Annotated in this window: 23 protein-coding genes; 19 read left to right on the top strand and 4 right to left on the bottom strand. The window is 68.2% G+C overall.

What is annotated here, in order from left to right:
• Positions 1–7: 7 nt before the first annotated feature.
• The 16 genes from MT347_RS16350 (at position 8) to MT347_RS16275 (ending at position 16,497) form a co-directional block, all read left to right on the top strand.
• On the top strand, positions 8–550 hold the full coding sequence (locus MT347_RS16350; protein ID WP_243502445.1) for an SAP domain-containing protein: 543 nt from the start codon (positions 8–10) through the stop codon (positions 548–550).
• 3 nt (positions 551–553) lie between these two features.
• Entirely contained in the window at positions 554–970 is a 417-nt protein-coding gene (locus MT347_RS16345) for a hypothetical protein (RefSeq protein ID WP_243502444.1), read from the top strand.
• On the top strand, positions 967–1,320 hold the full coding sequence (locus MT347_RS16340) for a hypothetical protein (RefSeq protein WP_243502443.1): 354 nt from the start codon (positions 967–969) through the stop codon (positions 1,318–1,320). Before MT347_RS16345 ends, MT347_RS16340 begins: the two co-directional genes overlap by 4 nt.
• A complete protein-coding gene (locus MT347_RS16335; RefSeq protein WP_243502442.1) occupies positions 1,313–1,696 on the top strand; it encodes a DUF5403 family protein in 384 nt (127 codons plus the stop codon). Before MT347_RS16340 ends, MT347_RS16335 begins: the two co-directional genes overlap by 8 nt.
• 4 nt (positions 1,697–1,700) lie before the next feature.
• Positions 1,701–2,114 (top strand): hypothetical protein, encoded by a 414-nt coding sequence (locus MT347_RS16330; RefSeq protein WP_243502441.1) that lies wholly within the window; start codon positions 1,701–1,703, stop codon positions 2,112–2,114.
• 67 nt (positions 2,115–2,181) lie between these two features.
• Complete coding sequence (locus MT347_RS16325; RefSeq protein ID WP_243502440.1) at positions 2,182–2,781, top strand: hypothetical protein; 600 nt, start codon at positions 2,182–2,184, stop codon at positions 2,779–2,781.
• 109 nt (positions 2,782–2,890) lie between these two features.
• On the top strand, positions 2,891–3,403 hold the full coding sequence (locus MT347_RS16320) for a hypothetical protein (protein ID WP_243502439.1): 513 nt from the start codon (positions 2,891–2,893) through the stop codon (positions 3,401–3,403).
• 71 nt (positions 3,404–3,474) lie between these two features.
• Entirely contained in the window at positions 3,475–3,786 is a 312-nt protein-coding gene (locus MT347_RS16315; RefSeq protein WP_243502438.1) for a hypothetical protein, read from the top strand.
• Between the two features lie 23 nt (positions 3,787–3,809).
• Complete coding sequence (locus MT347_RS16310) at positions 3,810–7,214, top strand: hypothetical protein (protein ID WP_243502437.1); 3,405 nt, start codon at positions 3,810–3,812, stop codon at positions 7,212–7,214.
• Positions 7,214–8,122, top strand: coding sequence for a hypothetical protein (locus tag MT347_RS16305; protein WP_243502436.1), 909 nt, complete (start codon positions 7,214–7,216; stop codon positions 8,120–8,122). Before MT347_RS16310 ends, MT347_RS16305 begins: the two co-directional genes overlap by 1 nt.
• A 28-nt stretch (positions 8,123–8,150) precedes the next feature.
• Positions 8,151–9,227, top strand: coding sequence for a siphovirus ReqiPepy6 Gp37-like family protein (locus tag MT347_RS18490; RefSeq protein ID WP_243502435.1), 1,077 nt, complete (start codon positions 8,151–8,153; stop codon positions 9,225–9,227).
• A gap of 2 nt (positions 9,228–9,229) precedes the next feature.
• Positions 9,230–10,300: a phage tail protein gene (locus MT347_RS16295; protein WP_243502434.1), complete on the top strand. Its 1,071-nt coding sequence runs from the start codon at positions 9,230–9,232 to the stop codon at positions 10,298–10,300.
• A gap of 23 nt (positions 10,301–10,323) precedes the next feature.
• Positions 10,324–10,989: a M23 family metallopeptidase gene (locus MT347_RS16290; protein ID WP_243502433.1), complete on the top strand. Its 666-nt coding sequence runs from the start codon at positions 10,324–10,326 to the stop codon at positions 10,987–10,989.
• A gap of 16 nt (positions 10,990–11,005) precedes the next feature.
• On the top strand, positions 11,006–11,233 hold the full coding sequence (locus tag MT347_RS16285; RefSeq protein WP_243502432.1) for a hypothetical protein: 228 nt from the start codon (positions 11,006–11,008) through the stop codon (positions 11,231–11,233).
• 102 nt (positions 11,234–11,335) lie between these two features.
• Positions 11,336–14,221 (top strand): hypothetical protein, encoded by a 2,886-nt coding sequence (locus MT347_RS16280; protein ID WP_243502431.1) that lies wholly within the window; start codon positions 11,336–11,338, stop codon positions 14,219–14,221.
• A gap of 20 nt (positions 14,222–14,241) precedes the next feature.
• On the top strand, positions 14,242–16,497 hold the full coding sequence (locus tag MT347_RS16275) for a GDSL-type esterase/lipase family protein (protein ID WP_243502430.1): 2,256 nt from the start codon (positions 14,242–14,244) through the stop codon (positions 16,495–16,497).
• On the opposite strand, the gene MT347_RS16270 is transcribed toward MT347_RS16275, so the two are convergent.
• Positions 16,494–17,243, bottom strand: a complete 750-nt coding sequence (locus MT347_RS16270; protein ID WP_243502429.1) for an SGNH/GDSL hydrolase family protein — start codon at positions 17,241–17,243, stop codon at positions 16,494–16,496. The two genes, MT347_RS16275 and MT347_RS16270, sit on opposite strands and share 4 nt — an antisense overlap.
• 194 nt (positions 17,244–17,437) lie before the next feature.
• Here MT347_RS16270 and MT347_RS16265 point away from each other — a divergent pair, with 194 nt between their 5' ends.
• From MT347_RS16265 to MT347_RS16255, 3 genes are read left to right on the top strand one after another with little or no spacing between them, the layout of a single operon-like run.
• A complete protein-coding gene (locus MT347_RS16265) occupies positions 17,438–17,818 on the top strand; it encodes a hypothetical protein (protein ID WP_243502428.1) in 381 nt (126 codons plus the stop codon).
• Positions 17,815–18,504 (top strand): hypothetical protein, encoded by a 690-nt coding sequence (locus MT347_RS16260; protein WP_243502427.1) that lies wholly within the window; start codon positions 17,815–17,817, stop codon positions 18,502–18,504. Before MT347_RS16265 ends, MT347_RS16260 begins: the two co-directional genes overlap by 4 nt.
• On the top strand, positions 18,501–18,986 hold the full coding sequence (locus MT347_RS16255) for a hypothetical protein (RefSeq protein WP_243502426.1): 486 nt from the start codon (positions 18,501–18,503) through the stop codon (positions 18,984–18,986). Before MT347_RS16260 ends, MT347_RS16255 begins: the two co-directional genes overlap by 4 nt.
• Positions 18,987–19,206: 220 nt before the next feature.
• Here the strand turns inward: MT347_RS16255 and MT347_RS16250 are convergent, their stop codons facing one another.
• From MT347_RS16250 to MT347_RS18485, 3 genes are read right to left on the bottom strand one after another with little or no spacing between them, the layout of a single operon-like run.
• Positions 19,207–19,347: a hypothetical protein gene (locus tag MT347_RS16250; protein ID WP_243502425.1), complete on the bottom strand. Its 141-nt coding sequence runs from the start codon at positions 19,345–19,347 to the stop codon at positions 19,207–19,209.
• A 10-nt stretch (positions 19,348–19,357) separates the two neighbouring features.
• On the bottom strand, positions 19,358–19,594 hold the full coding sequence (locus tag MT347_RS16245) for a hypothetical protein (protein ID WP_243502424.1): 237 nt from the start codon (positions 19,592–19,594) through the stop codon (positions 19,358–19,360).
• The gene (locus tag MT347_RS18485; protein ID WP_243502423.1) at positions 19,591–20,871 is read right to left on the bottom strand and encodes a site-specific integrase; all 1,281 of its coding nucleotides are present in this window, start codon (positions 20,869–20,871) and stop codon (positions 19,591–19,593) included. Before MT347_RS18485 ends, MT347_RS16245 begins: the two co-directional genes overlap by 4 nt.
• Positions 20,872–21,069: the final 198 nt, after the last annotated feature.

Here is a 21,069-nt window from a genome sequence, read left to right as displayed (position 1 = left end):
GGTCCGCATGTCCCAGCCTCGGAAGATCACGTCCGGCATTGTCCACCTGATGCACAACGGGCGTCCCGTCACGCTCCGCCCCGGCGACACCGTTCCCGAGTGGGCAAACATCACCAACCCCCGACTGTTCATCGGCGCGGATGCCGACACGGCCGACGAGAACCCCGGAGGCGGGCAGACGCCGCCCGCAGGCGCCCAGACCCCGCCGCCCGGCGAGCAGACGCCTCCCGGTGACAAGTCGGTGGACGTTCCCGAGGTGTCGCTCAAACAGTCGGCCGACGAGCTCCGCGCGATCGCCAAGACCCTCGACCTCGACCAGAGCGGCACCAAGCCGGTGCTCGTTGAGCGCATCAACGCGCACTACGTCGCCGCGGCCACGGCCGCCGCGGAGGCCGCCGAGGCAGAACCCGCGGGGGAGGCCGGCCAGCCCGGCGAGGAAGACGGCCGCCCCGCTCTCGAGGAGCGCGCCCGCGCCGCCGGCATCACCGACTTCGACGAGAACACCACCGACGAGGAACTCGAAGCCCTCATCGAAGACGAGCAGGAGTAAGCCATGGCGACGACCCTCCCCGACGTCAGCATCGACGAGATCCCGAAGCACTACGCCGGCGAGATCGACGACCTGACCCCCGCCTTCCTCGAGGGGAAGCTCGGGGAGGTCGTCGACATGATCGCCGACCGCCACGGCACGGCCGTCGCCGCGCGGCTCGAGTCCGGCCGGCTCACCCTCCGCCGCTACAACGCGATCGTCGTGCGCGTGGCATCCCGCGTCTTCGGCAACATCGACGGGTTCACCGAGGAGGGCGGCGCGCAGGTGAGCTACAAGTTCAACCCCCACGCGGCGTCCGGCACGATCTGGCTCTCCGACGACGACGTGCACGATCTCACCGGCTCCAACCCCAACCCCAAGAAGTCCACCGTCATCGGCACCGCCACCATCGGCCGTCACCACCCGGGGCGCACCCGGTGAGCCGGCGCATCCTCGGGCGGGGACGCGTCGAACTCGAGGAGCGCCGCACCGTCCGCGACAAGAGCGGGCAGCGCATCACCGAGCGCATCATCGGACCCCGCCGACAGGTCAAGGTGTCCGTCGTCCCGGTGCGCGACTGGTCGGCGGCGGAGGAGCAGGAGACGCTCGGCCTGCAGATCGTCGACATGCTCGTGCTCTACGCGAAGGACTGGCCCGGCGACGTGCTCTCGCTCGTCATCAAGGACGGTCAGAAGTACGAGACGGTCGGCGCGCCGCAGCACTTCGAGTTCAGCCGGAAGACGTCCCACTGGCGCGTCACGATTCGATGGATCGGAGACGACGATGGCTGATTCGGTGTTCCTCTTCCAGCGGAACCGAGTGACCGCGGCGCAGATCGCGGGCGACTCGGCGGAGTTCTCCCGAATCTCCGGGCGAGTGCTCATCGCGGCGAAGGTCGAGGCGGCTCGGCATGTCGATACCGGCGCCTACCTCTCGAAGCTCCACATGAAGACGGTCCCCGGCATGATCGGCACCGGACGCGGCGTGAAAGACCGCCTCATCGTCGCCGACGACCCGGCCGCCGCGTCGATCGAGTGGGGGCACCTCGCGCGCGTCCGCGACGGCGTGATGACCCGCGTCGAGGGTTCCCGCCGCGTGAAGTGGGAGCCCGCCAAGTTCGTGCCCGGCAAGCACATCATGACCAACGCGCTCGGAAGGGTGAGGTGACGCCGTGGCGAAGCTGCTGAACGCGGCGCTGCTGTTCCAAACGCTCCTCGCGGACGACGCCCCGCCGTCGGCGACCGTGGCATCCGACCTCGACGTCGACTCGTTCGACGAGATCCCGTTCGTCACCCACTCCGCCAACATCGCGCAGGACGGGGCCGGTCCCGACCTGTGGACGGCGACGCTCGTCGTCAACATCTTCGCCCCGCCCCGCGACTCATTCGACGTCGCCGCGTACCTGTACGCAGCGATCACCGGCTGGGGTGAAGACCCCGACGCCGGCATCGTCCCGGGCGTCGGCGCAGTCGAGCGCCTCGACGACCTGAACGCATTCGTGCAGGTGTCCGGCGAGGTGTCGATGGTCAACAAGATCGTCGTCCACTACCAGGGCACGTTCACCCTGCTCGTCCGCGCCTACTGATCCACCCATCCATCCTTCTGCCCCCGCCGCCTGCGGGGAGGGTCTGCAAACCACCAGGAGGAACCTCGTGTCCGCATCCAGCACCAGCCTCGTCATCCCGGCGCACGGAACCGTCTTCTTCGCCCCGGCGAACACCCTGCCCCCGACGAACCCCCTCGGCCCGCAGGGCTTCAAGCTGCTCTCCGACGGCCCCGCCCCGTGGAAGAACCTCGGCCACACGTCCAAGCAGAACACCATCGCGTTCAACAAGGAGGGCGGCGAGCGTGAGTCGCTCGACACCTTCCTCGCCGACGCGGTCCGCGTCTCGACGGGGTCCGTGTCGTGGGGCTTCACCGCGTCGGCCCTGCAGTTCGACAACGACAACCTCGACCTCGCCTTCAACGGCGACTTCAACCCCGCCACGGGCGGCTACCGCGTCACCACGCCCGCCCCTCTCAACGTCGCGATCTTCCTGTACTTCCGCGACTCCACCGGCTCGCTCGGCTTCTGGCTCCCCAACACGGAGATCACGCTGGGCGACGCCCCGTCCGTCGACACCGCGAACTTCTTCGAGCTGCCCCTGAGCGGCTCGATCCTCGCGGCCGACGAAGACGTCATCCCGGCAGTCGACGGCCGTCCGTCCCTGTTCGAGATCTTCAAGACCGGGCTCGCCGCTCCCACGGCCTGACCCATCCAGCCGGGGCCGCGGGTGCAGACCGCAGACCCGCCCGCGGCCCCCACCCCCTCTCATCGGTCTGCCCCTCATCCACCGCACGCTCACGAAAGGTCTGCGACCCATGGCTGCTGCCACCCCCGCCAAGAACACCCCCGCCCGCCCCGCCTCCGCCCGCTCCACGAAGGCGAAGCCCGCCCCCGTCGTCGAGCCCGCCGAGGTCGATACGAAGGCCGCAGAGGAGCCCACGGCGCAGACGCCGTCCGAGGCGGTCGAAGACCGACTCGACCAGGCCGAGCTCCGCGCCGAACTGCTCGACGGGATGCCGGATCTCCGCCCCGCCCACCGCTTCCGCATCCGGCACCGCAACAACTTCCACAACCTCACCCTCGAGGCCGTGAAGACGGGCGCGTTCGACCGCGAGAACCTCGACTACGACCTCACCAACGCGGCCGATATCGAGGACTTCCAGAAGCTGCAGGAGTTCGTCGTCTCGATCGACGAGTGGGCGGAGTCCATCGCGGACGACCCGGAGGCGTACAGCGACTGGTCCGAGGGCAAGGACGAGGAGACGTTCATGGCCCTCTACGTCGAGTACCGGAACGCACTGGGGGAATCGCGCGGCTCCGCGAGCTGATCGACGAACTCGACGCTCAAGGAGCCCTTACCGCCGACCTGCAGCAGTTCTACACCCTCGACCTCGAGGACGTGTGGCGCGGCAAGGTCGACGCCCACCGCATCAACCTCCTCACCGAGCACCTGGCGCTCATCCCCGACTCGCGAGTCTTCGCGCTCCGAGGTGGTGCCAGCGAACTGCAGGGGTGGAACGCGCAGGCCGTGCTCACGGCCCGCGTGCACAACCTGATCGCCGGGCTCGTCGCCGGGCTCTCGAAGGACGTCAAGATCAGCGACCTCCTCATCGAGTACCCGGGCGCGAAAGCCGCCGCCGAGGCGGAGCAGCCGAAGACGCTCGCCGATCTCATGCACGGAACATCACTGGCCGACTTCTTCGTCGGCTGACAACTGAATAGGGGGCGGCGCGTATGGCGTTTAATCCGGGCCGGAACATCGGCCGAGTATCCATCCGCGTCGTCCCCGACACCAAGAACTTCAATAAGGACGCGCGTCGGCAACTGAACGACGCCGCCCGCACGGTGCGCGCTCGCATCAAGGTCGACGGCGCTGATTTCGACAAGGAGGCCGTCAAGAAGGATCTCGAGCGGCAGCTCAACGGCGTCGAGGGTCTTCGGATCAACGCCTACGTCAAGGCGACCGTCGACAGCGCGAAGGTCAACAAGACCCTCGTGCGGAAGTCGATCCAGGCGCAGTTCGACGAAATGTCCGTGCGCGTCGGGATCGAGGCGCACGTCAAGAACGCCGAGGACTTCAAGCGCGAGGTCCACAAGATGATCGACGACGCCGAAGGGAAGAGCGTCGACGTTCCGGTCAACCCGCAGACGGCTGCCGCCGCGGCGCAGCTCCGGTACACCGCCCGCGACCGCATGGTGACCTTCTTCGCGAAGACCGACAAGGCATCCGTCGCGGCCGTGGCATCCACGTTCGCCGCCCTCTCGGGCGCCCGTCTCGCTGGGCAGTGGGCTGACGATCTCGGCGAGTTCTTCCGCGACCTCGACAAGAACCTCCCCAGCATCCTCACCGCGACCACGGGCATCACGTCGATCGTCGCTGGACTGAGCGCGGCCGTCGGCAGCCTCGTGAGCGTCGGCCAAGGGTTGTTCTCGATCTCGCCCGCCCTGCTCGTGCTCCCCGGCCTCGCGCTCAACGCGATCGGATCGCTCACCGCATTGATCGTCGCGTGGAAGGACGCCGGCAACCAGCTTGAGCCGCTCGCCGACGGCATGAACGAGATCGGCGAGATCATCAACTCGACCTACTGGGATCAGGCTCGCCAGCCGATCCTCGATCTGGTCAACGGCCTCATGCCACAGATGCGGAACGCGTTCCGCGACCTGTCGCACGGTGTCGGCGAGTTCACCGGCGCGCTCGCGAAGGCGTTCGGTGAGGAGCTCGGCGGGGGTCGCTTCGAGGCGATCTTCGGCGGCATCGCCGAGGGCTGGCGCGTGCTCGGCACCGGCGCGAGCGGGTTCGCCGGCGCGATTGTCTCGCTGTCCGAGATCGCCGCGAAGTACACGCCGCGTCTCGCCGCGTGGTTCGTCCGCCAGGCCAACACCTTCGACGCGTGGCTCGAGGCGATCGCCAAGGACGGTCGCCTCGGAGCGTGGATGGAAAGCGCGATCGACTCGATGTACGACCTGTGGGACGCCACCACGGGAATCGCCGGCGTCTTCGAGGGGATCTACACCGCCGCGGCCGCCGCGGGCTCGGAGGGGCTCGAGGGCTTCGCCAAGCTCATGCAGCAATGGGAGCAGACGGTCAAGAGCGCCGACTTCCAGAAGGGGCTCTCCGCCGTCTTCCGCGGCTCCTATGCGGCCATGGACGCGTTCGGCGAGGCGATCAAGGGCATCGGCCGGCTGATCGCCGATCTGTCCGGCCCGATCGAGCGCTTCATCGGATCGTCGGGCGAGTTCCTCGGTGGACTCGTCGAAGCGATCGCGAACGCGCTGAACACGCCCGTGTTCGCCAAGGGGCTCGACGACTTCTCGAGCGGGCTCACCGCCGCTCTCGACGGGATCAAGCCCGCCCTGCATCCCATCGCCGACACGTTCGGCGGGTTCCTCGGGCTGCTCGGAAACCTGGCCGAGAACGTCCTGCCCACCGCGGCCAACGCGATCGCGCAGCTCACCCCCTCCGTCGACTCGCTCATGGGCGTCGTCGAACGGGTGACGCCCGGGCTGACGACCGCGGTCGACAACTTCGTGAACAAGGTCGCCCCGCCGATCAACGATCTCGTCGTGGCGCTCGGCCCTGCGATCCAGACGACGTTCGAGGCGCTCGGAACGGCACTCGACGGCATCGCTCCCACGATGGAATCGCTGACCACGGCACTGTCTCCCACGCTCGTCAGCGCCCTCACCGGGCTCGCGGACGCGCTCAAGCCCCTCGCTGACCTGTCGGCAGCGCTCCTGGCAATCCCGACCGCCGGGTTCCAGGGGCTCAAGGATCTGAGCTTCATCTGGGACAACAACGTGCTCGACAACGCGGTGCGTGAGATCGCGAAGCAGCCGACCTGGATCGGCGACCTCTTCACGTGGGCCGCAGAGGTCGACGGCATCGATCTGTCGGTGACGCCGAGTCTCTCCCCGATCCCCGAAGACCTCGCGTCGAAGTGGACGGGCAAGCTCCGGAGCAAGTTCGAGACGGGCGGCCAGGAGGCCGCGGATGCGATGTGGTCGCAGCTCAAGACGCTCGACCCCAGCGTTCTCTCTCAGATCGAGTCGAACCTCTCCGGGCTCGGCATCACGCTCAACGAGTCCGGCGGCAACGTCGGCCGGGGAGCGGGCGCGCGGCTGAGTTCGGGCTTCATGTCGGGGTTCAACGACGGCAAGCCGGCGATCTCGACCGCGTTCGCCAGCTTGAGGCCGACGACAGAGGCCGCGGTCGGCGACACGAGCACCTGGCTCACGTCTTCGGGCACGAACGCCATGCTCGGGTTCAAGACCGGGTCTGAGGGGCAGAAGCCTGGCATCGCCGGGTGGTTCGCGTCGCTCGGGACGCCGTTCGGTGACGCAATGTCGGCGGCATCCACGTGGCTTCTCGGCCGCGGTGGCGAGACGATGGGCGGCTTCCGAAGCGGCGCAGAGGGCGGCACCGAGGCGACCAAGGGCGTCTTCTCGGGGCTGAACGGCAACCTCACCAGCGCGACCAGCGGCTCGAACATGTGGCTGACCGGCCGCGGTAGCGACGCCATGGGCGGCTTCGGTAGCGGCGCAGAGGGCCGGAAGTGGGAAGTGAGCGGCGTCTTCGGCGGGCTCGTCGGGCTCGTCGGGAGCGCAATCCCGAACCCGTGGGGGCTCCTCATTGGGGCCGGCTCGTCGATCATGGGCGGATTCCTCAGCGGCCTCAAATCCGCGTACGAGGGCGTCAAGACGTTCGTGTCAGGGATCGCGTCCTGGATTCGCGACAACAAGGGACCGGAGGCGTACGACCGACAGCTTCTCGTGCCGGCAGGTGGCTGGATCATGGACGGCTTCCAGCGTGGGCTCGAGCGCGGCTTCGGTCGCGTCCAGTCCCGCGTCGCCGGAATGGCCGCCGCGATCCGCGACGAGTTCAGCACAGGGCTGAACGGCGAGATCGGGGCAGGCATCGACCTAAGCGCCAACGCGGCACGGTCGATCGCGGCATCCGCGAAGGCGAAGGCCGACCAGGACGCGTCCGCGCGCGCCGCGCAGGGGCAGGGGTCGAAGACCTACGTCCTGCAGGGGCTCACGACGCGTGAGACGGCCGAGGAGATCGCCGAGGAAATCGACAAGAAGGAACGACGCAGCATCGTCCGCACGGGCGCTCTGCCGACTACGGAGGTCACCTGATGACGCCTTATGCGCTTGCATCCCCGCCCGTCGGCGCACCCACCGGTGCGACGTTGTGGCGCGGCCTCGCCCTCACCTGGGAGGGGCCGAGCGGGGAGCGGTGGGATCTCACCCGCCGCGCCGGCGGCATCCTGCTCACGGCGCAGGGGCTCGAGGGGCTGCACACCCCTCGCATCACGAAGTACTCCTCCTCCTCCCGCGGGGTCCCGGGCAACCGGCCCCGCGGGTGGCGGGCGGAGGCTCGCGAGGTGTTCTGGCCGATCTTCGTCTGGGCCGACGGCTCGGATGAGTGGGCGAAGCGCATGGGCGACTTCTTCGACAGCATCCACCCCGAGAACGCGGGCGTCTGGCGCGCCGACACCGGCGAGCAGGTGCGCAGCCTCCGGTGCACGGGCGTCTTCGACAGCACTCACAAGTACAGCTACGACCCGTTCCGCACCGGGTGGCAGCTCTACGGCGTCGCCCTCGAGGCGCACCAACCGTTCTGGGAGGGCGAGCCGATCGAGCGCGGCCCGTGGCAGAGCGCGAACTCCAAGCCGTTCTTCGGTGGGCCGCCGCTGCATATCTCGTCGTCCTCGACGTTCGGCGGGGCGGACATTCCGAACCCGGGCGACGTGGACGCCTACGGCACGTGGGACGTCCGTGGCCCGCTCACCGACATCACCCTCGGCGTCGGCGAGATCCGCAACGTCATCCCGTTCCCCATGAACGACGACGACGTGCTCGTCATCGACACCGATCCACGTGCGCCGTCGGCGACGCTCAACGGCTCAGACGTGACCGAGGATCTCGGGCTGCAGCGCTGGGCGCCGGTCCCGCCCGGCGAGAGCGTCCCTCTGTTCGTCTCCGCCGTCGGCGAGGGCAGCATCCGCTTCCGCCACACCCCCCTGTTCTTCCGAGCTTTCTGAGGAGGTCGTCATCGACGGTCTGAGTTTCGTGGTCTACGACCGCACGGGTCGATACAAGCGGGAGTTCGCCGGCGTCGACTCGGCGGCCGACATGGACCCCAACGTCATCCCGACGTCGTCCTTCACCATCGACGACAGCCACGTCGCGATCGACGCGATCTCCGAGAAGGGCGCGCGGTGCGCCGTCTGGTTCCGGGGAGAGGAGCAGTTCCGAGGCATCGTGCACGAGCTCCGCGGGTCGGGGCCGCGGGGCAAGGTGACGGCGGGCGTCCGCGGCGACCTTCGCAAGCTGTGGCACTGGCACGGCCGTCCGGTCCCGACCGCCGAGGTGACCGCGCAGAACGTCGAATACGCGACCTACTCGGGCACATCCGAGGAGAACTTCAAGGCGGCGCTCGAGGCGAACCTCGTGCGACTGGGCGTGCCGTGGACGGTCGAGCCCTCACGTGGTCTGGGCAAGCCGGCGACCGCGCAGCTCCGATTCCATCCGCTCGCCGACAAGCTTCTGCCGGCTCTCACCGAGCACAACCTCATGGTCGTGCTCGCCTACGACGACGCGTACCGCGTGCACGTGGACGTCCGCGAGTCGAAGCTCATCCTCGGCACGCTGACACACGAGTCCGGGATCTCCGACTCGTACACCTACGAGCGTGTCGAGCCCACTGCGACTCGCGTGATCGTGGGCGGGCGGAAAGAGGGCGTCGAGCGCGAGTTCGCCGAGGTCCGCGACCCCGCACTGGAAGCCGACTGGGGCGACGTCATCGAGTCGTTCCAGGATGCGCGGAACTCCGAGGAGGGCAGCGACCTGTCCGTGGAGGGGCGCGAGACGCTCGCCGCGGCCGGCATCACGTCGGGCGTCAGTTCCGTCCTCGCCGAGACGAACGCATTCCGCTTCGGCAAGACCTACCGCGTCGGCGACCGGGTCCGCGTTCAGGTCGGCCCCGTCGACCGAGAACAACAGATCGGCGTCGGCATCACCGACTCCGTCGAGGAAGGCGTACTCGTCACTCCCCGCATCGGCGAAGTGACCGAGTCGACGAACGCCGTCCTCGCCGCTCAAATTGCGCGCCTCGCCAAGACGCAGCGCGACGCAGGAAGAAGGTAACCATGCCCGTACTCATCCCCACGAGCGCTGGCTACGAGGGCACAATCAACGAGGCCGAGTGGTCGGTACTCACCACCGAGGCCGGCGGACGCCGCTACGGCGTGCTGAACGCCGCGAGTTGGAAGGTCACGGCCGGCACCGCGGACCGAGAGGTCCGCATCGCCCCGGGCAGCGGCTTCGGGCTCGGCATCATGGATCAGTCCACGGCAGAGGCGTCCCTCTCGCTCCCGGCGCCCAGCAGCGGCTCCCGGTGGTGGCTCATCATCGTCCGCCGCAACTGGGCCGAGAACAAGTCGTACTTCGACTGCATTCAGGGGCCGACCGAGGCCGCTTCGATCCCTCCGCGGTCCAACTCGTTCGGGGTGGTCGACGACCAGCCGATCGCTCTCGCGCGAGTCCAGGCGGGGCAGTCGCAGGTGGTCGAGTTCCGGGACCTTCGTGTCTGGGGTGGCGACGGCGGCAGCTTCGCGGTCGACGAGCTCGTCCTGCAGTACCTCACCCGCGTCGGGACGCGCATCCGCGTCGACTCGACGATGTGGGAATGCGTGCTCGACCGGTTCTCGCAGCCGGTGTGGGTGCGCGAATCGGGCATGGCTCCGATCGGTTCCGTAATGCCGTTCGCGGGCACCACGCCCCCCTCGGGCTGGCTGGTGTGCGACGGGCGCACGGTGCTGCAGAAGGACTACCCCGCGCTGTACGCAACCATCGGCGAGCCCTGGAAGAAGGGCGCGACGGAGGGCACTTTCGCGATCCCGAACATGCGTGGCCGCGTCGTCATCGGCGTCGACCCGGGCGACCCCGACTTCCCCCTCAGCGCCATGGGCGGAGAGAAGGCGCATCGCCTCACGAAGAACGAGATGCCGAGCCACAGCCACTACATCGACGGCCCGAACGGCGGACAACTCTCGGGCACGAACGGCGGCGGATCAGGCGGAAACACCGCCGGCTACGCCCCGTGGTTCGGCGGCGGATTCGGCGCCCAGGCAGCACGCGTCGTCGCCGAGGGAGGCGACGGCTGGCACAACAACCTGCAGCCCTTCCTCGCCCTCAACTACATCATCCGGGCGTTCTGACCCGGCTCGAGAAAGGAACGGCCATGTCCTACATCACCCCGGCTGACGTCGGCGTCTCCGACGACAGAGACGCCCACCTCGCGCGAGACAGCGCGGAACCCGGAACCGACTACAAGACCGCCTACGGCACGGATCTCCGAGCCCCCGGCGACGGCCGTGTCATCGGCGTCGACCACTCGAACGACGGACCCGAAGGCCGCCGGCTGACGTTCCTCATGGACAACGGCGAGGTCATCGACTGGATTCACCTCGCCGAGATCACCGTCAAGGTGAACACCCGCATCCGAGCCGGGCAGCTCGGCATCGCGCTCTCCGGGGCGTCCGGGTTCGGCAAGGACCGGCACTACGCGCCGCACCTGCACGTCACCCGCCGCGCCCGCATCGGCCTGCCGTACCGCACGACCCTCGACTTCGAGCACGCGATCGTCCGGCCGAGCACGGCATCCACCCCCAGCCCCGCGGACCCCGCGGCCACCCCCAAGAAGAAGGAGTACCCCGACATGTTTTACGCGATCGTGGGCGAACAGGACAACGCCCCCTGGTACCTCGTCATCCCTCAGGGCAACGCCAAGCCCCGCGCCGTCATCCTCGGCGCGAACGCGATCAAGGGCGGCGACGCACCCGTCATCGAGTTCAAGTGGGATGCCAGCATCCAGGGGCTCAAGGGTGCGGTCGACGGCATCCTCTGAGACACCTCAGATCGTCGTGATCTACGACGAAACCCTCCCGGGCGGCAGCGTGCACAACGCTGCCGCCCGGCGTCGTTTCGCCCGGCCCACTGCACCCCCGCCGCGACCTCCCAGGCGGCGAAGACGCCTCAGCGCTCGCGCCGCCGACGCGATCACCTACGGCACCGCCGGCATCCTCGCCGCCTCGGGCTTCACCGTGTGCGGCCTCATCATCGCCAGTCTGCTCGGCGCGTTCCGCGCCTGACGCCACCAGCCCTTACCCCGCGCGCCGCCACCTCCGCCAGCGCGCGGGGTCCGCGCGCCTCCGCGTCGGACGTCTGTCCGCACTCCCGAAAGGACACCCCGTATGGCTGAGATCGTCGGCTACTTCCCCGGCATGCTCGCCGTCGACATTCGCACCCGCACGCCGCTCCGCAACGCACGGGGCCGCGTCTACGACGCGAGCGACACCGCGTTCGTCCAGCCGCTCCCCGTCACCGGCATGACCGGCATCCGCTTCGACGGCGACGTCATCCAGGCAAACGGCGACGGCGTCTTCCCCGACTTCAAGGTGCCCGCCGGCATCACCCAGGTCATCATCAAGTCCGAGAACGCCCTCACTCCCATGACGTCGGTGACCGTGTTCGTCGAGGAGGCGCAGCGGGCGCGTAGCGAGGCCCGCAGCGCAGCAAGCGACGCCGGCACGGCGTCCACCAAGGCATCCGGCTTCGCCGCGGACGCGGCTCGAGCCGCGGACCGCGCGGCCGCCGCGAGCGGCACCACTGACGCGATCGCCGCCGGCCTCATGCGCGACGAGCGATCCGCTCTCCACGCCGAGACGTCGAGCCTGATCTTCGACCTGAGCGGGTCCGGGCTCGAGCTTGTCCAGGACCCGGAGAACCCGGGCATGGGCCTGATCGTCGCCGTGGGCTCGGCCCCTCCGCCGACGCAGAACGAGGCCCCGGTCATTCTGACCACGGATCTCGGTCCGATGACGGTCGGTGTCGCGGTCGATGTGCAGATCGTCGCAACCGGCACGCCAAGCAGCTACTTCATCTCCGCTGGCTCTCTCCCCGTGGGCCTCGAAATGTCGGCGTCCGGTCGAGTCACGGGCAAGCCGATCACCGCCGCCGACTACACCCTGACCGTCACCGCGACCAACGCGGTCGACGCCGACGTGCAGTTGCTCAGCGGCAAGGTCGTCGCCGCCGGCACCGCGCCAATCATCCAGGGGGCCTCGGGGCTGACGCTCACCCAGGGCGTCCCCGCCAGCGCTCGGCTGAGCGCGTCCGGCTCCGGGCCGATCACGTGGTCGGTGTACGCCGGCGCTCTGCCCCTCGGTCTGCAGCTCTCGCCCGAAGGCGTGATCTCGGGCACCCCGCTGTACGGTGGCGCGTACTCGGTGACGGTCCAGGCCAAGAACCAGTTCGGCACCTCTGTGGTCAAGTTCGAGGGCTCGGTCGCCGCGTCCACGGGGCCGGTCAACCCGAGCCCCGGAGGAAGCGCCGGTCGCGTCCCCTCGGTTGGCCCGAACGGGACGCATTTCCCGTCGCGCACGCCCCGCCCGTCGGACACCGCTGGGTGGGACTCGAACGTCGTGGTCGAGTGTTCGTGGGCGGATATCGGTCAGGCAATCCAGGTCGCTCAGGCGAAGTACCCCAACGGCAAGTGCGTGATCTGGGTCAAGCGCGGAACGCTCGGCGGTAACGGCGCGGGGTCGACCTCGACGCCGGCGCTGCAGAACGTCGGTGGTACGGGCCGGAAGACGCGCATCCTCGTCGCCCCGCTCGAAGGCGCGTTCTCGATCAAGCACACGGCATCCGCCCGACTGCACGGGATCGCAGGGGTGACGTTCCTCGGCTTCTGCCCCTGGGGGTTGGGAGTCGCGGAAAGCGCTTCCTTCGGAGTGGTCTTCACCAACTCGAAGGACGTCGCCTGGGGCTGGTCCAAGGGCCGCTTCTTCAACATCACGTCGACCGCGGGACCCACGGACGGCGTCGAGTTCGTCGAGTGCGTCGCGCCTCTGCAGGGAATGCGCGACGAAGATCGCATGGCATTCCGCCTCGGCACGGGCGGTAACATCTACAACGTCCTCCTCGACGGCTGCTACATCGCTGGCACCTACAAGGCCGCCGGGTCGAGCGCGCACTGCGACACGATCCAGCTATCCGGCAACGGTGCCTTCGACGGCATCCACTTCCGCGACACGGCAGTGTTCGGGTCGACCAACGCGACGTTCATCACGACGGGCGGCACGCGCGGAAGCCTCGAGAACACCATCTTCATTGGCGGCACGCGCACCTTCCTCCGCTACCCGCTGGGTAGCGACCGTGCGACGACGCCGAGCGGCCCGGTCACTTTCAACGGTGACCCACTGTTCAAGGCGAAGGACTCGAAGCTCGTCGGCAAGGTCGTGCCCAAGATGGAACTCGTCGAGAACAGCACCATCATCGCCGCGGGCTCCGCACCGGCGCCACTCTCCGGTGCATGGATGATCGACGGGAGCATGCTCGATACCGTCGCGAAGATCGACGCGGAGATCCCGTTCCCCACCGACGCGCTCATGCAGTGGTGGTGGGCGTTCGACATGATCGTCGCCCCGACGCCGAACCCGAACCCGACCCCGGACCCGACCCCGGACCCGACCCCGGACCCGGACCCGACCCCGACGCCGATCCCGGGAACGTGGAAGACGACCGTGTCAGACGACTTCGCCCGCCCGAACGGAGCGCTCGGTTCGACGCCCGTCGGTTCGGCGGCGTGGAGCGCGGCATCCGCCACGCCTCCGACCATCGAGTCGGGTCGAGTGCGCGCGACCTCCACCAACGCGTTCGCCTCGGTGCCGGTCGGATCGGATTCGTTCGAGGTGAAGGCGAAGGTGATCGCGGGCAACTCGTCTCGCGCCGGCGTCATCATCGCGGTCGACGCCGCCAACTTCATGTTCTGGGGCACCCCTGACAACGGTTCAGTGCGTCTGTACCGAATCGCGTCGGGTGGCGGAGCCATGCAGGCCGGCAAGACCAACTCGGTCATGTGGGCGACGGGGGAGGTTCACACCCTCACCGCGCGGAAGCTGGCCTCGGCCGGGAAGATCGAGCTCTACATCGACGACCTTCTCGTCGAGACGTACACCCTCATCAGCCAGGAATCGGCGGTCCTCACCGCGCGCCGCGCCGGCATCCGCCTCAACGGTGCCAGCGCCGACGGGTACGGCTACATCGACGACTTCGTCGTCAACGAACTCACCGCCTGACGGTCGGGAAGGAGTATCACATGGCAATTCGCATGGTCCTCACGGACACTGAAACTGGGGCTCTCGACGGAAAAGTCGAAGAGTGGATCGAAGCCAAGATCGCTGAATCACCAGAGCTAGCCAACAAGATTGCGTCCCTCATCGGATCTTCGGGTGAGGGTGCCGAGGCAGTCTTCGATCGCGTCTTCGAGCTCGCCGCAGCTCCGAATATCCCGACCGTTGCCGTCTCGACCGCTTCTGCGTTCAGCTCCGGCACCACCACGCGGCCCGCTGCGAAAAGCGGCGACGCCACGGCTGTAGACATGGCGGGCGACACTCACTTCCGCTATGACGGCACGCCGTCGATGTCGATCGCCGCGTCGTTCGCCCAGGTGCCTTACGTGCCCGCGGGGCCGAGCGAGGCGGGCACCGTCGGGAGCTTCGTATGCCGCGTTCACTTCCTCACTCCGTACACCGACCGCGTCGAGATATCCTTCAAGCCGCCCCAGTCCGCCGGCAACCGATACCGCCTATGGGTCGACGGCCAGCCCGTCACCTTCGAGTCGCAGGCGCTCGGAAACCTCACGACCGCAGCCGAGCACTACATGCTCCTGACTTTCCCCAGCGCGAAGGTTCGCACCATCACGTGGGAAAACCCGACCCGTAACCTCTTCGGAGGCGTCCGCCTCCCGTCCGGTCTGGCACCCATTCGGCCCGCACGCCCCGCAGGCCTCCGGATTGCCTTCCTCGGCGACTCCTTCACGGACGGAGCGGGTTCACCCTCTGACGGTGCGACGCGCATCGACACGTGGGCCGCGCAGGCCGCGCGCATGTTCGGTGCGGCGGAGTTCGCCCTCTTCGGAATCGGAGGCAGCGGGTATCTCGCCACTGCTGTGGGTCACGGACCGGTATCGGGCAAGGGGCCGTACTCCGGCCGTGTCGCGTCGATTGTCGCGTACGCGCCCGACGTCGTGATCGTCCTCGGATCAATCAACGATCTCGCATGGGCTTCGGGGTACTCGACCGAGCTGCAGGCCGCGGTGAAGTCGGTGATCGACGGGCTCTCCACCGTGCCTCGAGTGATCGTCGTCGGCCCACCGATGCCTCCGTACACGAAGGGCGGAGTTCCCACGGACTACGGCCTCGTCAACGAGGCGGTCCGCGCCGGGGCTCTCTTCGCCGGCCGTGAGTTCGTCGACCCGCTCCGGGATACGACGAACGACGCGTGGATCGTCCCGGCTGACCTCGGCAGCGATAACGCGCACCCGAAGATGAGCGGTCACAGCAAGATCGCACGGCGGGTGTTCGGTTCCATCGGCGCGCTGCGGGTGACGACGCAGTCTGCGGCTGCGCCTTCCGGCGCGCCGACCACCACCACGCTCGCCTCGTCGAACAGCAACCCGACGATCGGTGATGCCGTGAACCTCACCGCGACCGTCGTGCCGTCGGGTGCGGGCGGAACGGTTCAGTTCAAGGACGGCGCGACCATTCTCGGGACTGCGGCCGTCTCCGCGGGGTCCGCGACGCTCACGGGCGCTGTCCTGTCGAACGCCGGCAGTCGCACCCTGACGGCAACGTTCTTGCCGAGCAGCGTGGATTACCAGACATCGACAGGCGTCCTGAGCCTCTCGGTCCTCGCCGCATATTCGGTGGGCGCGAACGACTACGCGCACCGATACCTCGCGTCGAAGGTTCCGGGGTCGGTCGGTGACATCGTCACGAGCGTTCCCGACCTCGTCGGCGGAGCCCCGCTTGTGCGGGTCGAGTCCAATGACACGCAGTTCACCATCCAGGAGACCGGGGGTGAGCGTTTCATCCGCGCGTTGCAGGACGGCACGGGAGGCAAGCTGTCGGACGGATCCGCCACGGTCGGCACACCTTTCACAATCGCGGCGCTCATCCGAGTGCCAGAGGTCAACAAGATCGTGTTCCAGGACGACGCGTACAACTTCTCCCGCGCCGCGAACGGGAGCTTCTCGATCACGGGGGCGGGGACAACCTCGACAAACGGATCAACAACCACCCCGGGAGGAACTGCCTGGGTAGTGGCGATCTACTCGGGCAACGGTGCGAGCTCGTTCCTACAGATCAACGACACCCTCGTCGGCGCGGGCTCCCTCACCGGACCGGGTGTCGGCGCGGCATTCGCAGGCGGTCAATCCACACCCTCCTCGTCGCTCGCGACCGGCGTCGTGCAGTCCGAGTGGGTAGAGCGCATCCGATGGGACCGCGTCCTCACCAGTGTCGAGATTGCGACAGTGCTTGCCGCGATGCGGGCGAACTCGGCGCTCGTCTAGCCTAAGAGCTGCAGCTCGAGAACCGCCTCCATCTGCTGAGCGAGGTATGCATGCCCGGCGTCGGTCGGGTGTGTTCCGTCGGAGCCGATCAGCTCCGGGCTGCCTTCGAACCACCGGGCGTCAATGGGGTCGAAAAATGCCACGCCCGCCGAACTAGCCGCATCGCGGACAGCGTCTCGTGATGTAGTGAACTCGGCGGGCACGGGCCACTTCGGAGAGGCAGGGCCGATTACGAGGATTCTCGCATCCGGCCACTTAATTTGCGCTGCGGCGTACGTCGCCGCCGCGGCGTCGTAGGTCGCCTGGTATCCGAGGCGGCCATCGTTGATCGAACCGAAGAACACTAGGTTGTCGACCCCGTCGGCGGGCATCTGCTCAACGCGGGTCATGAAATTGCTCGGACCGTCGGCGGAGTCGAGGGTCGCGGCGTATCCGGTTCCGCCCTCGTGATAGGTCGTCACCGAGAAGCCGGAGAGGTTGGCGGGCCAGCGCGCGGGCGCTCCGCTGTCCATCCCAGAGCCTCCCGTGAATGAGTCCCCGACTACGGCGACGTCCGTCACCTCGACAGGTGCGACCTCGCCTGCAGGCGGCGGGGTGTACAGCGCCGTCGGGGAGACGGGAGCCTGTCGCTGTACCAGCGCGAACCCGGCAAAGCTGAGTGTGACCGCCGCGAGGACGACCACGCCAGCGATCTTCCAGACGTGCGATCCATCGTGCACAAAGCTTCTACCAATGCGGTTCCCCATGCGCCCGATTGTATGTGACAGCCCGGTCGATTCATTCCGTCTCGGATATCACCACCCAGCACGACGACACCCCGGGCGTCCCCTCATCTCGAGCGGGACGCCGGGGTGTTCCTGAGCGACGACCAAATAACTGAATAGAGGAGACCCGATCGTGGCACACCCATGCACCCATTTGCATAACACCGGGAGCACCTGTGGCTGACGGCGATATCCCACCGTGGGTCGACTTCGTCCTTCGACAGGTGGGCGAGGAGTTCGCCCGCGTCAACGTGCGCCTGGACAACCTCGTCACCCGAGACGCGTTCCTGCAAGAGCAGAACCGCGTCAACGAGAACTTCCAGCGACTCGTGCGTGAGCAGGCGGAGCAGAAGGCCGCCCTGGCATCCGAGACGGCCGCGCGGCTGCTCGCCGAGCGCACGCTCGCCGAGGCCCGAGCTCAGGAGCAGAACGAGCGCGAGCGCGAGGCGGGTAACCGGCGCTGGCAGGTGTTCGGCATGTTCGCAACACCCATCGCCGCCCTCATCATCGGATGGGTCGTGGCGGCCCTGCAGTCCAGCGGAGGAGGAGCCTCGTGACCGACCCCAATCCGGAACCGATCACCACGAGCACGATCGTCACGCAGCCGCCCGTCTTCCGGCGACGGAAGACCCAGTGGGGCCTCGTCGCCGCCGTCGTCGCGCTCGTGCTCGCCGCGCTCACGGGCGTCGGTGTGGCGCTGGCGGCGCAGGCCGCGCACGTCGAAGCGCAGACGGCTCGCCTCGACGCCGCGCAGGAGGAGCGAGGAGAGCTGCACGATCAGGTGAGTGAGCTCGCTGCAGCACTCGGAACGAGCCAGGAGAACGCGCAGCAGCTCTACGACCAGTTGCTCGCGGCCGGGCAGGAGCCGACGGGCGTCGACCCGCGTGTGATCTCTGGACCGAGCGGCCCTGTCGGCGAGGTCGGTCCGCGCGGCCCCGCCGGCGAGCCCGGCGTGCAGGGCGAGCCAGGGGCGGCGGGTGTGGCAGGCCAGGACGGGGCTGATGGAAGCGACGGGTCGGACGGGTCGAGCGGGGCGAGCGGGTCGAACGGCGCCAATGGTGCCGACGGCCAGCCCGGCCCGGCCGGCCCCGCCGGGCCGCCTGGTCCCGCGTGCCCTGACGCGTTCGCCCCGACCCTCGCCACCGTGCTCACCCTCGACGGCGACGGCACCACCACCCCCCGGCAGGCGATCGTCTGCCTCCCCACCGACACCGCACCCGCGGAAGAAGGAGCACCACAGTGACTCTCGAGACGATCCGGCGCAGCGCGAAGGCGCTCGCACCGAAGCTCATCGCATTCCTCGCCACCGGCCTCACGGCATCCGCGCTCATCGGCGCCCTGCAGTGGGCGGGCGCGATCCTCGGATGGGATCTGACGATCTCCCCGACGCTCGCGACCCTCATCGTCGGCGGGCTCTCGTCCGTCGCCGCGTACGTGCAGCGCGACAAGCTGCTCGATCTCCCGCCGGCGCAGCTCGCGTCGAAGGTGGCCGTGTTCATCTTGACGTCCGTGTCGGCCGTGACGATCGTGGCCGTGGCGACCGAGTTCGGCGTGAACCTCGAGTCCGCGACGCCGGTGATCGGCGCGTCGCTCACCCTGATCGGCGCGATCCTCGGCTACGCCAAGGCCGACCTCGTGATCGCTCCCGAGATGATCGACCTCAACCCCGCGGACTTCACTCACGAGCAGTGGCAGGACATGTACGCCGCCCGAAGCCAGCGGTAACCCGAGCACGACGAAGCCCCCCTCTCCCGAACTGGGAGAGGGGGGCTTTTCGTCGTTCACAGGCGCCTGCCTACCGTTTACTCAACTCGCACCACCACGCACACGTGACCTCGTGGCCACTCACCGGTCGGGTCCGAGTGGTGTTCTTCCCAGCATGAGAAATGCATCGGCCCGCCTCCGGTGCGGACACTAGGGTTTCCACGCCCGCAGCACACGCAGATCACTGGGGGCCGCTCCCATCTTCCGATTCGGCGGCATCGACGTACTTGGTGGTGAAGCGGCCCGGTTTTCCCGAGCCGTCGGGAACGACAACGAGCTTCTTGCCGCGCATCTCCTCCGCTGTCGACTTGTCGATCTCCATGAGCAGCTCGCTAAATCAGGCCGTCCACTTGCTGCCACGCCTTGATAGCTTCGGCGGCTTGACTGCGCCAAGTAAGCATCCGAGCCCGGGTCAGCTGCTCTCCTCGCGTGAACACGTCGGGGATCATCGACCGTTGGATCGCGTCCGCAGCGGACCGCTTGATCTGGGTCGCCAGTTCGTTGCCCCGCTGCTGCAACGCCTCCCGGTCAAGAGCCGCACCTGAATCACGGATAACCCGCAGCGTCATTCCGACACCTCCCAGTCGCCGTCGTCGTCGCCGCCTGCGTCGTACACCTCGAGGGCACTCGCCTCGAGCACGTCCGGGTCGAGCCCCTCGCCGTCGGCCGCGGCGTCGAGCGCGCGCTGCTCGTCGAGCGCGTCCAGGGCGGGGGAGGCATGGCCGACGTCGAGCGTTTGCGCGATCGCCACGGCCATTTGCTCGTGCGCGTCGGGCACGAGGTGGCCGTACGTGTTGACCGTCGTCGTGATGCTCTCGTGTCCGAGGCGCGCTTGAATGTAGGGGAGGGGAACGCCGGCCGCGATCATCCACGACGCGTGCGTGTGACGGAGGTCGTGTGGAGTGGGGCGACGGTGCAGAGGTGTCAAGCCGAGCGACTCACAGAGCTCTCGGTCCGTTGCCTTCGCCACGGCCGAGTTCCAGGTCGACGCGTTGAACCGCGGATACCAGATTCGGGTGCCGGACTGAGGCCCGACGAAAATCAGCGCGTCGGCGGGGGCGTCGCCTCGGGGCGGGAGCCCGCGCACGAGCGCGGCGTGCATCGACACCGTGCGGTTCGCGCGCGACGACTTCGGGATGCCGAGGAGCGGTGCGCCCTTCGCGGCCTTCTTCCACGCCTTGTCGACGCGCGCCGTCGCCGGGTTCGTCCACAGGGTGAGATCCGACCACGTCAGCGCCGTCGCCTCGCCCCACCGCATCCCGGTCGACGCGAGGAAGAACACGAGCGGCTTGTAGTGCGGGCGGACGAAGTGCAGGAGCGTGTGGAACTGCTCGGGGGCGAGGAACACGTTCGGGCGCTTCTGGCCTTTGGTGAGCCGCATCTTGTAGGCCGGGTTGTCGTCGCGGAGCTTGGCATCCATGGCGGCCTTTAGCACGGAGGACAGCAGGGCGTGATAGTTCTTCACCGTCTTGGCCGCGACCGTCTCGCCTTTCCGGCGCTTCGACGGCTGCTTCTCCTGCCACGCCACCCAGCGGCCGACGTCGGTGCGCTCGATCGCGTCGACCGGGATCTCTCCCAGCACGCGGAGGAACGAGATCTCCGCCTGCGCGACGTAGCCGGCGCGAGTGCCGGGCTCGATGCCGGTCAGCATCCCCGAGTCGGCGTCGAGGTATCGGGCGGTGAACGCGCGCAGCGTCGGAGCGGCGTTCGCGCCCTGCCGGCGGCGCTCGAGCACGCTCAGTGCGGCCCGGCCACCGATCTGATCGACGAGATCCTTGAACTCGTACGCCCCGGCAGGATCTTCGAAGCTCTCCTGCCGCTGCTTCCCGTCCACACGGAATCGCACCCGGAACGTCTCGGCCCCCGTGGAGCCGGAAATACGTCTGTCAACACTTGCCATTGGTCACTCACTTCTGCGCGATTCCGCGCGACGTGCGTGTTCCGTTCGGCTAGTACGACCTCTCGATGTGGGCAAGATGTGGGCAAACCGTTTCCGGTGCTCCGTTTTCCCTTGATTTTACTGGGGTGGCTAACGGGACTTGAA

Origin of the sequence: Microbacterium sp. VKM Ac-2923, from assembly GCF_022815605.1 — a bacterium.
In the GTDB taxonomy this organism is placed as follows: Bacteria; Actinomycetota; Actinomycetes; order Actinomycetales; family Microbacteriaceae; genus Microbacterium.
This window is presented reverse-complemented; position numbering and strand designations above follow the sequence as displayed.

Coding starts and splice junctions, on each gene's coding strand:
- MT347_RS16320 (WP_243502439.1), top strand. CDS start 2,891: ATGGCTGCTGCCACCCCCGCCAAGAACACCCCCGCCCGCCCCGCCTCC.
- MT347_RS16245 (WP_243502424.1), bottom strand. CDS start 19,594: ATGACGCTGCGGGTTATCCGTGATTCAGGTGCGGCTCTTGACCGGGAG.
- MT347_RS16350 (WP_243502445.1), top strand. CDS start 8: ATGTCCCAGCCTCGGAAGATCACGTCCGGCATTGTCCACCTGATGCAC.
- MT347_RS16310 (WP_243502437.1), top strand. CDS start 3,810: ATGGCGTTTAATCCGGGCCGGAACATCGGCCGAGTATCCATCCGCGTC.
- MT347_RS16305 (WP_243502436.1), top strand. CDS start 7,214: ATGACGCCTTATGCGCTTGCATCCCCGCCCGTCGGCGCACCCACCGGT.
- MT347_RS16290 (WP_243502433.1), top strand. CDS start 10,324: ATGTCCTACATCACCCCGGCTGACGTCGGCGTCTCCGACGACAGAGAC.
- MT347_RS16280 (WP_243502431.1), top strand. CDS start 11,336: ATGGCTGAGATCGTCGGCTACTTCCCCGGCATGCTCGCCGTCGACATT.
- MT347_RS16295 (WP_243502434.1), top strand. CDS start 9,230: ATGCCCGTACTCATCCCCACGAGCGCTGGCTACGAGGGCACAATCAAC.
- MT347_RS16335 (WP_243502442.1), top strand. CDS start 1,313: ATGGCTGATTCGGTGTTCCTCTTCCAGCGGAACCGAGTGACCGCGGCG.
- MT347_RS16275 (WP_243502430.1), top strand. CDS start 14,242: ATGGCAATTCGCATGGTCCTCACGGACACTGAAACTGGGGCTCTCGAC.
- MT347_RS16345 (WP_243502444.1), top strand. CDS start 554: ATGGCGACGACCCTCCCCGACGTCAGCATCGACGAGATCCCGAAGCAC.
- MT347_RS16250 (WP_243502425.1), bottom strand. CDS start 19,347: ATGGAGATCGACAAGTCGACAGCGGAGGAGATGCGCGGCAAGAAGCTC.
- MT347_RS16270 (WP_243502429.1), bottom strand. CDS start 17,243: ATGGGGAACCGCATTGGTAGAAGCTTTGTGCACGATGGATCGCACGTC.